The sequence below is a fragment of the Arthrobacter monumenti genome, from assembly GCF_054511255.1.
On the sequence record NZ_JBTNCY010000007.1, the window covers coordinates 156,971 to 170,453 of the forward strand.

Below are 13,483 nucleotides of genomic sequence, written 5' to 3' on the forward strand. Positions count from 1 at the left end.
ACGGTTTCAGTCGCTGAATCCCGATCGGGAACAGGCGGTTTCAGTCAGGCTGCCGCGGTGAAATAAGCTGGCGGTATGAGGATTCTGGTTACCGGCGGCAGTGGATACATTGGCTCACATACAACCTTGGAGCTGCTCGAGGCGGGCCATGACGTCGTCGTGGTGGACAACTTGTCCAACTCCAGCCGCGAATCGCTGCGCCGCGTGGAAGAGCTCGCAGGAAAACAACTGACCTTCCACCAGCTGGACCTCCTGGACGAGCCCGCCCTGAGCGCGGTATTCGGCCAGTCCCGGATCGACGCCGTCATCCACTTTGCCGGTCTCAAAGCGGTGGGAGAATCCGTTTCCGAGCCGCTGCACTACTACCACAACAACGTGGCAGGGACGCTGTCGCTGCTGCGCGTGATGGAATCACATGACGTCCGCTCGATAGTGTTCAGCTCCTCCGCCACGGTGTATGGGGCATCCGAGGAAGTTCCCTTGGTCGAGAAGATGCAGCTGAACGCCACGAACCCCTACGGGCGGACCAAGGAACAGATCGAGGACATCCTCACGGACGTTGCGGCCGCCGATCCACGATGGTCGGTTGCCCTGCTGCGTTACTTCAATCCTGTAGGTGCGCATGAATCAGGCCGGATCGGAGAGGACCCGCAAGGTATCCCGAACAATCTGCTGCCGTTCATCGCCCAGGTTGCCGTCAGGCGCCGGGAGAAACTAATGATCTTCGGTAATGACTATCCGACGCCGGACGGAACCTGCATCCGCGACTACATTCACGTCGTCGACCTCGCCGTGGGTCACCTGCTGGCGCTGAACTACCTCCCCGAACATCCCGGCGTCCACCGTTGGAACCTCGGAACCGGGAAGGGCTCGTCGGTACTGGAGGTTCTCTCCGCGTTCGAACGGGCGGTCGGTCATCCGCTGCCGAACGAGATTGCCGGACGCCGGCCCGGCGATGCCGCAGTCAGCTATGCCGACCCGTCCGCCGCACTTGCGGACCTGAGCTGGTCGGCCGACCGGACCCTCGATCAGATGTGCGAGGATCACTGGCGCTGGCAGAAGAACAATCCCAACGGGTACGACGGGGCGTAAGGCGGGGCGTCTGTCGGGGCGTAAGGCTGGGCGTCTCCATTTACGCGCGCGCACCCCATTAAGGGGTCGCGCACCAATCGACGTCCGCCGCCCCATTAAACGAATGCGCTCCCCGATGTGACTTTTCGACCTGCGCGTACAGGGTCAAATGTCACAACGGGGAGTGTTTACCTATAAGGAGGTCAGCGGGCGGGATAGTTCCGCTGGGTCTCGCCTGTGTACAGCTGGCGGGGACGGCCGATCTTCGTCTGCGGATCCTGCATCATCTCGCGCCACTGGGCGATCCAACCGGGCAGGCGTCCAATAGCGAACAGTACGGTGAACATCTTCTCCGGGAAACCCATGGCCTTATAGATCAGGCCGGTGTAGAAGTCGACGTTCGGGTACAGCTTGCGTTCGATGAAGTAATCATCCGCGAGGGCCTTGTCCTCGAGCCGCATGGCGATGTCCAGTAGTTCGTCGTTTCCGCCCAGTTTCGACAGAATGTCGTGAGCGGTTTCCTTGACGATTTTCGCGCGCGGATCGTAATTCTTGTAGACGCGGTGTCCGAAGCCCATCAGCTTCACACCCGCTTCCTTGTTCTTGACCTTCTCCATGAAGTCCTCCGGCTCGGTGCCTTCGGCCTTGATATCGCGGAGCATGTTCAGGACGGCCTCATTCGCGCCGCCGTGCAGCGGCCCGAAGAGCGCGTTGATGCCGGCGGAAATCGACGCAAACATGTTCGCATTCGAACTGCCCACCAGACGGACGGTGGATGTCGAGCAGTTCTGTTCGTGGTCCGCGTGCAGGATCAACAGCAGGTCGAGTGCCTTGACCATGGTGGGATCCATCTCGTACGGCTCGGCCGGCAGGCCGAAGGAGAGCCGCATGAAGTTTTCCACCAGGTTCATGGAGTTGTCCGGGTACAGCATCGGCTGGCCCATCGACTTCTTGTGCGCGTAGGCCGCGATTACCGGCAGCTTCGCCAGCAGACGGAAGGTGGAAAGTTCAACCTGCTCGTCGTCGAACGGGTCGAGTGAATCCTGGTAGAACGTCGACAGTGCCGAAACTGCGGACGACAGCACCGGCATTGGGTGCGCATCCCGCGGAAAGCCGCCGAAGAAACCCTTCAGGTCCTCGTGCAGCAAGGTGTGCCGGCGGATCCGCTCGTCGAATGCCGCCAGTTCGGTGTCACTCGGAAGGTTTCCGTAAATCAACAGGTACGAGACCTCAAGGAAGCTGGAGTGCTCGGCCAGCTGGTCGATCGGATAGCCGCGGTACCGGAGGATACCGGCCTCACCATCGATGTAGGTAATGGCGGAACTGGTTGCGGCGGTGTTCATGAATCCGGGGTCGAAGGTGACCGATCCGGTTTCCTTGAGCAACTTGGATACGTCGTATCCGTCGTTCCCTTCGGCCGCCTTCACACGCGGGAGGTCAAGCTGACCGCCGTCGTACTTAAGGCTGGCGCCACTTTGCTCAGTCATTTAGGTCCCCTCGTGAGGTTTCGTTGAACTTTGCATCCATCCCTCGACGGGAACGAATATGCGCATACTCAGCTAAAACGCTACCGCGTGGTTGCCCCGATCACTAATCAGATGTAACAGGGACGGACTGCAAACGCTGAACCGCCGCATCGATCCGTTCGTCCGTACCGGTCAGAGCCACGCGGATGTATCCGGCGCCTGCCTCACCGTAAAAAGTCCCGGGTCCGACGACGATCCCGGCTTCGGCGAACCGTCCCACCGTGGTCCAGGTGTCCTCACCGGCGGTTCCCCAGAGGTAGAGCCCGGCCTCGGAATGTTCCACGTGGACGCTGGCACCGCGCAGTGCGGGCAGCAGTCGCTCGCGCCGCGAACGGTACAGGTCCTTCTGGGCTTCGACATGGGCGTCGTCGTCGAGCCCGGCGCGCATGGCTTCCTGGACCGGGAACGGCACAATCATGCCGGCGTGTTTGCGGCTGTTGATCAGGTTGGCGATCAGTTGCGGGTCGCCGGCGGTGAATGCGGCCCGGTACCCTGCGACGTTGGACTGTTTGCTGAGCGAGTAGACCGAGAGCAGGTGCTGGTGTGAACCGCCCGCGACAGCGGGGTCCAGGATGCTTGGAACGGGTTCCCCACCGCGGCTGCTGTCCCAGGTCCCCCAGCCCAGTTCGGCGTAGCATTCATCGGAGGCGACAACCGCTCCAACGGCCCGGGCCTGTTCGACGACGGTGGCCAGTTCGACTTTGCTCCGGACGATCCCTGTCGGGTTGGCCGGTGAATTGATCCAGACGAGCCGCACCCGGGAACGGGTATCGTCGTCGAGTTCATCCAGGTTGTCGGCAGCGACGGGAGTTGCGGACGCAAGGAGCGCACCGACGTCGTAGGTTGGATAGGCAACGGTGGGCCGGACGACGACGTCTCCCGCGCCAAGCCCGAGCAGTATAGGCAGCCACGCCACCAGTTCCTTGGAACCAATGGTTGGCATTACGGCGGCAGGATCGAGATCCGGAACTCCGCGGCGTCGGGCGAACCAGTTGGCTACGGCTTCCCGCAGGGCGTCAGCACCCTGGGTGGTGGGATAGCCGGGGGCGTTGGCTGCGGCCGCGAGTGCTCGCTGGACTACCTCCGGCGTCGGATCGACCGGGGTTCCGATGGAAAGGTTAACCGCGCCGTCCGTATGGTTGGACGCCTGCTCCACGTAGGGCGCCATGGCGTTCCACGGATAGTCAGGCAGGCTGAGGCCAAAACCTGTCCGGGCGGTTTCCGTCACAGCTGGACGTCTTGGTTCTGCGGGGGAAGGACGGAAATGATCGGGTGGTCCGTATGCGTGTTGCCCAGCTTGGCCGCGCCGCCGGGAGAACCGATGTCGTCGAAGAATTCGACATTGGCCTTGTAGTATTCGGCCCACTGCTCGGGCGTGTCGTCCTCGTAGTAGATCGCCTCAACGGGACAGACCGGTTCACAGGCGCCGCAATCGACGCACTCGTCGGGATGGATGTACAGCGAGCGTTCGCCTTCATAGATGCAGTCCACCGGGCATTCTTCGATGCATGCCTTGTCCTTAACATCCACGCAGGGCTGCGCGATTACGTACGTCACGTCCCGACCTTTCTCTAGAATCCGTGATTGGCCACTATCCATTATCCCCCACGACCCCGGTCTCCACCTACCGGGGCGGGGTGATGTGCGGCATGGGCTGCTGCAGGCATGGATTGCGCTATGCAGGATTGGGATCCCCCGGTGCACGTCGCTTCCACAGACCTGCCTGTAGCTACCATGTAACTGTGACTCTGCCACCTGCCGCGAACAAGCTCCAAAACATACCTCTCGGCAGCCGGGTTGTGGTCCGCTACCGGATAGCGGAAGGCTTAACCGACGCACTCGGCTACCTGACCGATGTCACGGACACTGATTGCTCGGTGCAGACGCGCACCGGCGACGTGGTGATTGGGCTTGAGCAGGTCCAGGCCGCCAAACAGGTTCCGCCTCCGCCGCCACGCCGTTCCGGACGGCGGGGTTGAGCGTTCAGTCTCTCCGCAGGCTCGTACGGGCCGATGGGGCCTACCGTCCGTTGCCCCAGCCCATCCGTCAGCCATCAAGAATGGGCACGAACCGTTTCTGCCCACAGTGGTTGCACCCGGAATGGGCTGAGTGAAGAGGTCCGCTCGGGATGGTTGCCCGTTTGGCGTGGAGGTCCGTTTGGCGTGGTTGCCCGTTTGGCGTGGAGGCCCGTTCTCGGCCATATGCCCGTCGCGCGGAAACTTAGGGAATGTTGCGCAGTGTTTCCTGAACCAGGGAGATGAACTGTTGCGGTTCATAAACGACCAGTTCATAAGTTACCCGCAACACCGGCACGCCGTTGCGGGTCAGCACGTTCCAACGACGGCGATCCTCCCGGTAGGACTGGCGGGAACTGTGAAATTCCGCCCCATCAACCTCGAGACCGAGCACTCCGTCGATGAAAAGGTCGAGCCGGCCGACTCCGCGCATGCTCACTTGCGCCTGGACGTTCAGGCCTGCCTCCCGGAGCCGATACCTGGCGACAGTTTCAATGACCGATTCCGACTGTGGATCGATTTGATCGCTGATCCGTTTCAGCCTTACATCGCTTCGGCCAGACAAGCGTTCCCGTAGTATCTGCAGTTGGACCCGCTGCAGAACCACAGCCGACTCTGCTATTACCAAAGCGTCCACTTCCGGCAGACAGCGCATGCACTGAACGACAACTTCCAAAAGAGTCAACTTTCCGCTGTGCCGGTGCACCTCGAACTCCGGGAGAGGCCTGCCAAGGTTGACCGCCACATGTGGCCGCGACGGCTGATGCAGCGTCCAAAGGCCGTTAACCGCGGCTGCAGTTACACAGGCCGGGCGGGCCTTGGCCGAGTAAATCCGGACCAGCAAGGGATCAGCATCCGGGAGCGCATAGACACCTCTGGTTAGACGATTCACCTGTTGGTCGGCTATAGCCCTGCGAAGCTGGCCCGGCCCGACGCCTTCCTCTTCCAGATCAGAAAGACGAGCGATTCCACCTACCCATTGCAGAGCGCTCACTGCTGAAGTCATACATCGATGATCCAGTGCGCCGAGCGGCACTGGGTGTCAAGTTACTGAAATGTGGATAACCGTCGAGGACAAGCCCGTCGCCCAGCCCACTCTTCCGTGCAGCAAAGCGGGCGCAGTCAGTTCCTGCCCAGTGCGGCTGCATACGGAATGGGCTGAAAGGAACCCGGACCAGCTGGCGCGGCCGGAACCTGTCCCGTCTGGACCTGCCCTGCCCTCAACCCTGACGCGGCCTGGCCTGCCTACCTACCCTTGGCGCCAATCATCGCCTGTGATGTGCGAACCGCCTTGCGGACCCATCTGCAACATCCCGCCGTCGACCGCCCAGGACGCTCCGGTCACATAGCTGGATGCTTCCGAGGCCAGGAAGGCGATGACGGAGGCAATTTCGTGTGCGTCACCCGGACGGCCCAGCGGAACGCCAGGGCGGTGCTTTTCCCGCGGGTCCTCATCCGTCTGGCCCGTCATCGGCGTCGCAATCTCGCCCGGAGCGACCGCATTGGCGGTAATTCCATACTGGCCCAGCTCAATCGCCATCGTCTTGATCAGTCCGCCCAGCCCGTGCTTCGCAGCGTCATACGCGCCGGCACCCACCCGCGGCTGGTGCTCGTGCACACTGGTGACGGCAATTAGCCGCCCGCCATTCCCGACGTCGACCATGTGCTGTGCCGCCCGTTGCAGGCATACAAACGCGCCGTCGAGGTCGGTCAGGACAGTCCGCCGCCAGTCCTCATAGGTCGTATCCAGCACGAGGCTGTTGATCCCCGTGCCGGCATTGTTGACGAAGACGTCCAGCCCGTCCAGCTGGCCGATGAGCTTGTCGACAACATCGCCGCAGCCCGGCACGTCGGTCGCGTCGAGGTGTTCGACCACCGCCCGGCGGCCATGCGAGCGGACCTCCTCCGCCGTCGCTTCAGCGCCTGCCTCGTCCTCATGCCAGGTGATGCCGACGTCCATTCCGGCTTTGGCCAACGCGACCGCGGTGGCGCGCCCTATGCCTGAGTCGGATCCGGTGACAATTGCGGTGCGCGGGGTAAAGGTCATGGGCCCATTCTGCGAGCTGCCCTGTCCGGGCGCAATAGCACGCGTTGACAGCAGCATCATCCGCATCAGCTAAACGGAGGTATCTATATGAGGCAACGAATCAACCTTCCCGGAGGTATTGAGAGGAGGCAGCACGCAGTCCGTCGCCGGAACCGTCCATGCGCCTACAGTTGACTCATGCCGGAGACGAATGCGGAGCGGACGATCGATATCGGCGCGGTGGAAGCCGTCCTCAGCCGGGCCGCGGCCGGGGACCGGTTCTCCGGCGTCGTGCATCTGGCCCAGGGGAACGAGGTGCTGTTCGAGCAGGCGTGCGGTGTGGCGTCCAGGCGGTGGAACATCCCCGTCAAGACGAGCATGCGCTTCGACGTCGCATCAGTCACCAAACTGTTCACCTCGGTGGCCGTATTGCAACAGGTCGACGCCGGCAGGCTGAGCCTGGATTCGCGGATCACCGAGCTCGTGCATCTGTCCGGAACGCAGATCTCCGAGGATGTCACGATCCGCCATCTCCTCACGCACACCTCGGGCATTGCGGACGATGCGGATGAAGAGGCGGACGAGTCGTATGAGGCGCTGTGGGTGGAGCGGCCGAACTATTCGGTTACCGAAACGGCGGACTTCCTGCCGCAATTCGTGCACAAGCCACGCAATTTCGCACCGGGAAATGGCTGCCGGTACTGCAATGTCGGCTACATCCTTGCCGGCCTGGCGTTGGAGTCGGTGACCGGCCAAGGCTACCGCGACTACGTCCGCGAACAGGTCTTCGGCCGTGCAGGAATGCACGACTCAGGCTTCTTCGACATGCGTGAAGCGGTGCCGGACGTAGCGGAGGGTTGGGAACCGGTTTCCGACGACGGCTGGCGGCAGAACATCTACAGTTACCCGCCGATCGGATCCCCCGACGGTGGCGCGCACGTCACAGCATCGGACCTTGTCCGTTTCCTGGCGGCTGTCCGCGGCGGCGTTCTGCTCTCGCCCGGGCTGAGCACCGCCTTCCTCACCCCGCAGGTCAAGCACCATGACAGGAACGACGGCGGCGCGATCCACTTCAGCTTCGGGCTCGAATTCGAAATCCGCTCTGATGGCAGCATCCGCTCCTTCTACAAGGACGGCGTCAACACCGGGGTGAGCGCCATCGTCAGGTACTACCCGGAGCGGGACACAACCCTCGCCGTCGTCGCGAATTCCGAAAACGGCGCTTGGGAACCAGTCAAGGCCATCGACGCAATTATCCTCCCGTAGCCTCGGAGGGCGATTCGGAGGCCATCGATGCGATCATCGCCCGGTAGCGTCCGATGCCGATTCGGAGGACGAGTGTTCTGACGACGACGGCCCGGCTTCCGCTTCGTAACTGTCCGGCAGGGTCTTCATACCCAGCAGGGGCGAGAAGAAGACGGGCGCCGCGGCGAGGAAACCGCCGGCGACGCTGATCCACATGGTCGGCACAATGCCAATCGCCCCGCCGAGGTAGCCGGCCAGCAGCGCCCCGATCGGCATGATGCCCCAGACCAGGAACCGGATGGAGGCGTTCATCCGGCCCAGCAAACGTGGCGGACAGACGCGCTGGCGCATGCTCACCTGCATGATGTTGTACGCCAGGACGCTGAAGGAGAACCCAAACTCGGCAGCAATCAGGATGGTCAGCGCCAGCCAGTCACTGCCGGCAAGCGCGCTCAACGGGATCAAAACACCGAAGGCTGCACCAACCAATGCGGCAAGGGGGATCACCGTTCCTTCCCCGATCCGTCTGGCGATCCACGGTGTCGCGACCGCGCCCAAAAGCCCTCCGGCGGAACCTACCGACATGGCGATTCCCAGCCCGGCCGCGCCGAGGTCCAGTTCCCGGAGCACCAGAATGGGCAGGAGCGTGAAGGTCAGTATCGAGAAGAAGTTGGTTGCTGCCGTGCAGGCCACGATCCTGTTAATCAGCGGATGCTTCCAGACGAAGCGCAGCCCTTCAGCAATCTCCGTCCTCAGCGGCCGCCGGTCTTCTATGCGGTGCGGTTCTTCGTGATCCCGCGTCCGCCACAGGAAGATGGCCGACCAGAGGTAGCCGAGGGATTCGAACACGAACAGCAACGGCACGCTGATTATCTGCAGCAGGCCGCCGCCGAGCGCCGGACCGCCCATCCGTGCCAGCTGGGCGGTTGATTCCAGCTTGGAGTTTGCGTCCGGAACCTGCTCGCGGCGGACCAGGATAGGAACGATGCTTTGGTAGGAGACGTCGAAGAACACGGTCGCGATGCCGACGACGCCGGCCACAATGTAAAGGTGCCAGATAACCAGGACGTCCGCCCACCACAGCAATGGAACGGCGCTCATCGCCAGTACCCGCAGCAGGTCGGCCGCGATCATCACCCGGCGCTTGATCCAGCGGTCCACCCACGCCCCCGCGGGCAGCCCCACCAACAGGAACGCCGCCGTCGCACTCGCATTCAATGCTCCGACCTGGAATGCGGACGCCCCGAGCAGGCTCACCGCCAGCACCGGGAAGGCCAGCTGGCCCAGTTGCGCGCCGAGCTGGCTGATCGTCTGTGCCGACCAGAAATTCAGGAAGTTCCGGTCCCGCAGGAGCGAGGGCGGCGCCTCGACCGCGTCGGTTGTCATGCGGCTTAGTCTCACCGAGCGATTGGTTTCTGTCAATCACAACGCGCTGGTGACGTACAATTTCGGTATGCCTACCGATGAGGATCTTCTGGCCAAGGGCCGCGCGCTCAGTTCCCCCGTCCGGCTGAGAATCCTGCGGCTCTGCCTGCATCAATCGCGCACGAACAAGGAAATCGCCGAGAAGCTGGAGCTGAATCCCGCAACCGCCCTGCACCATGTTCGGACCCTGCTCGGTACCGGCTTCCTCGAGGCCGAGGAACAACGCAAAGGCAACCGCGGCGCCAAGGAGGTGCCTTACCGGGCCACCGGACTTTCCTGGGGGACCCCAGTCGAAAATGTCGCTCCGGTGCTGGTCGAAACATTCCTGCAGGAGATTGACGGACTGGCCCCCTCGGAAATCGAGGTCGCCCGGCTCGGCCTGAAACTGAACGACGAGCACCGCAGGGAAATGATGGACCGGATCCAGGCGCTGCTTCAGGAGTACGCGCAAATCCCTGCCGACGCAGACGGTATCCCCACCTCGATCATGCTCGCGCACCACCGCGACCGCTCCGCCGAATAAGGCGCACCGGCCAGATGAATGACGACGGCAGGAACGACGACGTCCCCAAAGATGACGACGACGGCTCGCGTGGCGGTTGGACCGATGTCCCGCCCGACCCCTCCCCCAGGATCATTCCCGGCACGGAGGGCGACACCAGCGGCGTTCGCCACCGTCTGGAACTTCAGGCACACCTCGCCACCAGCTTGAGGGATGCCGCCAGGGCCCGCAGGCAGGACCGCGATGTATCAGTAATTTCAATCACGGCGGCAAAGGGCCAGGTCCGTTTCACCGACGCTGCCGGCAGTACGCGGGTGGAAACCTGGATCCAGGATGAGTCAGGATGGCGTCCGGAAGCCTGAGGCTTTCAATGACCGGAGGCAGACAACCGCGGCCACGATGGTCGCTACCGCTATACCAACTATCCAGATAATTCCGGCCACCGCGACAGGCAGCACAATTCCCTGGGCGAAGTCGGCGACGATAATCCTGGAGCCAGTGGAGACCAGGCCCACAAGGACGTAAGTGACGATGCCTGTCAGAACGGTCATCCAGACGTTCCGGGCCCAGAGGCCGGCGACGGTCGCGACGCAGCCGACCAAAAGCAGAGCAGCCAAGGCGCCCCACGGTAGCGCGACCCACGGAAGATACAGGATCTGTCCGTGCAGGGCGGTCCCGAAAACAGTGGCGATCAGGGCCGCAATCAGCGAACCACCGATCCCGGCAAGAGTCGAAGGCTTGTTGTTCAGGCTCCGCTTCGCCGGTTTCCCGTCCACGGTGTGCGACGACAGCACGTTTGTTGATTCCATCGGTTTCCCGTCCGCCGGCCCGGTTCCGCCCCGGATCAACGACCTGTCTTCAAGCAGGAAAATCTCCGCCGCCAGCAGAGGTTGCCAGATCCCGTTCGAGAGCGCGAATTGTCCATCATCAATGACAATCTGCGTCTGATGCGCACGCATGGCGGCGCGCTTACGTTCAAGATCCCCGCTGATGGTCACCTGCGGGCGCCGGCCAGCCGGCGTCGCACCTTCCCAATCGCTGTGGATCGAATAGACCCAGGGGACGCTCCAACGATCCGCTGCGGCTGTCAACGCAGTATGGGTCAGATCGTGGGTGCGGATATGGTCGGGATGGCCGTAACCACCGTCGTCGTCATAGGTAATGACGGCGTGCGGCTGGAAGGTGCTGATCAGGTGAGCGGCGTTGGCCGCCGCAGAATCCAGGTCCGCCGCAACGAAGGCACCCGGATCGATGCTTTCCCCGGCTTCAGCCCGGCCGGATTCGCCCCATACCATACCCGAATCGCGGTACCGCACCGGTGGCGGGCCAACTGCCAGCGCATCGCCGTTTCCGAGGAACACCTGGCGGGATATACCGAGCGCCGCGACCGCCTCGGCCAGTTCAGCGGTGCGGAGTTCCGCGAGAGCCTCACCGTTGTCGCGGCAGGCCGGATTACCAGCCTCGAGATGGCGAAGCTCTTCCGGAATGACCTCGCCCATTTCCCCGCGCGTGCACGTCAACAGGACGACGTCGGCACCTGCGGCCGCGTAGCCAGCCATCGTCGCCCCGGTGGCGATTGATTCGTCGTCGGGATGGGCGTGGACGAACAGCATCCGCGGCCGTTCGCCCGGGAAATGCCGGGCGAACGAAGGCAGCAACCCGGTTTGTGCGTCGGTCTGGCCGGCTTCCGGGTGTCTACTCATACGGTCATTATGCCTTGGCGCGGCCTCGAGCCACGCGCAGGCGCTCGTTGGCGTTGAGCGTGACCTTACGGATACGGATCGACTCAGGCGTGACCTCGACGCACTCGTCTTCGCGGGCGAATTCGAGCGATTCCTCCAGCGTGAGTTTGCGCGGCGGGGTCAGGTTCTCGAAGGAATCCGAGGAAGCGGCACGCATATTGGTGAGCTTCTTTTCCTTGGTGATGTTGATGTCCATGTCGTCCGCACGCGAGTTCTCGCCGACGATCTGGCCTTCGTAGACCTCGGAGGTCGGCTCGACAAAGAAGCTGCCGCGTTCCTGCAGGTTGATCATCGCAAATGGCGTGACCACACCTACCCGGTCGGCTACGAGCGAACCGTTGGTGCGGAACTCGATCGGACCGGCCCACGGCTCGAATCCTTCGGAGTACGAGAAGGCGATGCCAGCACCGCGGGTGTCGGTCATGAACTGAGTACGGAAACCGATCAGGCCACGGGCGGGGACGATGAACTCCATCCGGACCCAGCCGGTGCCGTGGTTGGCCATGCTGGTCATCCGGCCCTTGCGGGCGGCCAGCAGCTGAGTGATGGCGCCGAGGTACTCCTCGGGCGTGTCGATAGTCATGTGCTCCATCGGCTCGTGAATCTTGCCGTCGATGTTGCGGGTGACCACCTGCGGCTTGCCGACGGTGAGTTCGAAGCCTTCGCGCCGCATCTGCTCGACAAGGATGGCCAGCGCCAGCTCGCCGCGGCCCTGCACCTCCCAGGCGTCGGGACGCTCTGTCGGCAGAACTTTCAGTGAGACGTTACCGACCAGTTCCTTATCCAAGCGGTCCTTGACCTGCCGGGCAGTGACCTTTGCGCCCTTGACCTTGCCGGCCAACGGTGAGGTGTTGATGCCGATCGTCATCGAGATGGCCGGGTCGTCCACGGTGATCAGCGGCAGTGGCTGCGGGTTGTCGACGTCGGTCAGGGTCTCACCGATGGTGATGTCGGGGATACCGGCGACGGCGACAATGTCACCCGGTCCGGCCGATTCGGCGGGAACGCGGTCCAGCGCCTTGGTGGCGAGCAACTCGGTGATACGGACGTTCTTGAGCTGGCCGTCCTGACGCGCCCAGGCCACGGTCTGGCCCTTCTTCAAGGTGCCATTGCGGACGCGCAACAGAGCCAGGCGGCCGAGGAAGGGCGAAGCGTCAAGGTTCGTCACATGGGCCTGCAGGACGCCATTGGGATCGTAGCGCGGCGCCGGGATGTGGTCGATGATCGTCTTGAACAGCGGCTCGAGGTCCTTGTTCTCGGGAGCATTTCCATCGGCGGGCTGCTCCAGGGATGCTGCACCGACCTTGGCGGCGGCGTAGACAACAGGAACGTCGAGGACGGAGTCCAGATCCAGTTCCGGATAGTCCTCGGAGAGGTCACTGGCGAGGCCCAACAGCAGGTCCATGGACTCGCTGACGACTTCCTCGATCCGGGAGTCCGGGCGGTCGGTCTTATTGACCACGAGAATGACGGGGAGCTTGGCGGCGAGCGCCTTGCGGAGTACGAAGCGCGTCTGCGGCAGCGGACCTTCGGAGGCGTCGACCAGCAGTACAACGCCGTCGACCATGGACAATCCGCGCTCCACTTCGCCACCGAAGTCGGCGTGGCCGGGGGTGTCGATCACATTGATCGTGACTTTTTCCTCGTCGGAGGCTGGCCCGCTGTAGGTGACGGTAGTGTTCTTCGCCAGAATAGTGATGCCTTTTTCGCGCTCAAGGTCGCCGGTGTCCATCACGCGGTCCGCAACTTCTCCGTGTTCAGCGAAGGAGTGCGTTTGCTTTAACATGGCATCGACCAGAGTGGTCTTACCGTGGTCAACGTGTGCAACGATGGCGACGTTGCGAAGATCGCTGCGCAGCGCCGTCATTGCGGAGTTGTCGACTGTAGTTTCAGACATGCGTAAAAGACTCAATTCAATGTGGTGGGGCGTG

The 13,483-nt window shown here is 62.8% G+C and carries 13 protein-coding genes; 5 read left to right on the forward strand and 8 right to left on the reverse strand.

Going from position 1 to position 13,483, the window contains the following annotated elements:
• Positions 1-75: 75 nt before the first annotated feature.
• Entirely contained in the window at positions 76-1,092 is a 1,017-nt protein-coding gene (galE, locus tag ACX80B_RS12060; RefSeq protein WP_459296402.1) for a UDP-glucose 4-epimerase GalE, read from the forward strand.
• A 182-nt stretch (positions 1,093-1,274) separates the two neighbouring features.
• On the opposite strand, the gene ACX80B_RS12065 is transcribed toward galE, so the two are convergent.
• From ACX80B_RS12065 to fdxA, 3 genes are all read right to left on the reverse strand, one after another.
• Entirely contained in the window at positions 1,275-2,558 is a 1,284-nt protein-coding gene (locus tag ACX80B_RS12065; RefSeq protein ID WP_459296404.1) for a citrate synthase, read from the reverse strand.
• Between the two features lie 103 nt (positions 2,559-2,661).
• A complete protein-coding gene (gene dapC / locus ACX80B_RS12070) occupies positions 2,662-3,825 on the reverse strand; it encodes a succinyldiaminopimelate transaminase (protein WP_459296406.1) in 1,164 nt (387 codons plus the stop codon).
• Positions 3,822-4,154, reverse strand: a complete 333-nt coding sequence (gene fdxA, locus ACX80B_RS12075) for a ferredoxin (protein WP_026534406.1) — start codon at positions 4,152-4,154, stop codon at positions 3,822-3,824. The genes dapC and fdxA overlap by 4 nt, the downstream gene beginning before the upstream one ends.
• A gap of 185 nt (positions 4,155-4,339) precedes the next feature.
• Between fdxA and ACX80B_RS12080 the strand changes: the two genes are divergently transcribed.
• On the forward strand, positions 4,340-4,576 hold the full coding sequence (locus tag ACX80B_RS12080; protein ID WP_459296409.1) for a putative acetyltransferase: 237 nt from the start codon (positions 4,340-4,342) through the stop codon (positions 4,574-4,576).
• Positions 4,577-4,817: 241 nt separating this feature from the next.
• Here the strand turns inward: ACX80B_RS12080 and ACX80B_RS12085 are convergent, their stop codons facing one another.
• Both ACX80B_RS12085 and ACX80B_RS12090 read right to left on the reverse strand, forming a co-directional pair.
• The gene (locus ACX80B_RS12085) at positions 4,818-5,618 is read right to left on the reverse strand and encodes a type IV toxin-antitoxin system AbiEi family antitoxin domain-containing protein (protein ID WP_459296411.1); all 801 of its coding nucleotides are present in this window, start codon (positions 5,616-5,618) and stop codon (positions 4,818-4,820) included.
• Between the two features lie 243 nt (positions 5,619-5,861).
• Positions 5,862-6,659, reverse strand: a complete 798-nt coding sequence (locus ACX80B_RS12090) for an SDR family oxidoreductase (protein WP_459296413.1) — start codon at positions 6,657-6,659, stop codon at positions 5,862-5,864.
• 177 nt (positions 6,660-6,836) lie between these two features.
• On the opposite strand from ACX80B_RS12090, the gene ACX80B_RS12095 reads away from it, so the two are divergent.
• Complete coding sequence (locus ACX80B_RS12095; protein ID WP_459296415.1) at positions 6,837-7,904, forward strand: serine hydrolase domain-containing protein; 1,068 nt, start codon at positions 6,837-6,839, stop codon at positions 7,902-7,904.
• Between the two features lie 33 nt (positions 7,905-7,937).
• Here ACX80B_RS12095 and ACX80B_RS12100 read toward each other — a convergent pair whose 3' ends face one another.
• Positions 7,938-9,269, reverse strand: a complete 1,332-nt coding sequence (locus ACX80B_RS12100) for an MFS transporter (RefSeq protein ID WP_459296417.1) — start codon at positions 9,267-9,269, stop codon at positions 7,938-7,940.
• 67 nt (positions 9,270-9,336) lie between these two features.
• Between ACX80B_RS12100 and ACX80B_RS12105 the strand changes: the two genes are divergently transcribed.
• Both ACX80B_RS12105 and ACX80B_RS12110 read left to right on the forward strand, forming a co-directional pair.
• The gene (locus ACX80B_RS12105) at positions 9,337-9,831 is read left to right on the forward strand and encodes an ArsR/SmtB family transcription factor (RefSeq protein ID WP_459296419.1); all 495 of its coding nucleotides are present in this window, start codon (positions 9,337-9,339) and stop codon (positions 9,829-9,831) included.
• Positions 9,832-9,845: 14 nt separating this feature from the next.
• Positions 9,846-10,172, forward strand: a complete 327-nt coding sequence (locus ACX80B_RS12110; RefSeq protein ID WP_459296421.1) for a hypothetical protein — start codon at positions 9,846-9,848, stop codon at positions 10,170-10,172.
• Here ACX80B_RS12110 and ACX80B_RS12115 read toward each other — a convergent pair.
• Together ACX80B_RS12115 and typA are read right to left on the reverse strand one after the other, a co-directional pair.
• The gene (locus ACX80B_RS12115; protein ID WP_459296423.1) at positions 10,149-11,513 is read right to left on the reverse strand and encodes a PIG-L family deacetylase; all 1,365 of its coding nucleotides are present in this window, start codon (positions 11,511-11,513) and stop codon (positions 10,149-10,151) included. The two genes, ACX80B_RS12110 and ACX80B_RS12115, sit on opposite strands and share 24 nt — an antisense overlap.
• Before the next feature lie 7 nt (positions 11,514-11,520).
• A complete protein-coding gene (typA, locus tag ACX80B_RS12120) occupies positions 11,521-13,449 on the reverse strand; it encodes a translational GTPase TypA (protein WP_459296425.1) in 1,929 nt (642 codons plus the stop codon).
• Positions 13,450-13,483: the final 34 nt, after the last annotated feature.

Bases quoted from the DNA above. Each gene is read 5' to 3' on its own strand.
- galE (WP_459296402.1), top strand. From the start codon at position 76: ATGAGGATTCTGGTTACCGGCGGCAGTGGATACATTGGCTCACATACA.
- ACX80B_RS12065 (WP_459296404.1), bottom strand. From the start codon at position 2,558: ATGACTGAGCAAAGTGGCGCCAGCCTTAAGTACGACGGCGGTCAGCTT.
- ACX80B_RS12085 (WP_459296411.1), bottom strand. From the start codon at position 5,618: ATGACTTCAGCAGTGAGCGCTCTGCAATGGGTAGGTGGAATCGCTCGT.
- ACX80B_RS12090 (WP_459296413.1), bottom strand. From the start codon at position 6,659: ATGACCTTTACCCCGCGCACCGCAATTGTCACCGGATCCGACTCAGGC.
- ACX80B_RS12095 (WP_459296415.1), top strand. From the start codon at position 6,837: ATGCCGGAGACGAATGCGGAGCGGACGATCGATATCGGCGCGGTGGAA.
- ACX80B_RS12100 (WP_459296417.1), bottom strand. From the start codon at position 9,269: ATGACAACCGACGCGGTCGAGGCGCCGCCCTCGCTCCTGCGGGACCGG.
- ACX80B_RS12105 (WP_459296419.1), top strand. From the start codon at position 9,337: ATGCCTACCGATGAGGATCTTCTGGCCAAGGGCCGCGCGCTCAGTTCC.
- ACX80B_RS12110 (WP_459296421.1), top strand. From the start codon at position 9,846: ATGAATGACGACGGCAGGAACGACGACGTCCCCAAAGATGACGACGAC.
- ACX80B_RS12115 (WP_459296423.1), bottom strand. From the start codon at position 11,513: ATGAGTAGACACCCGGAAGCCGGCCAGACCGACGCACAAACCGGGTTG.
- typA (WP_459296425.1), bottom strand. From the start codon at position 13,449: ATGTCTGAAACTACAGTCGACAACTCCGCAATGACGGCGCTGCGCAGC.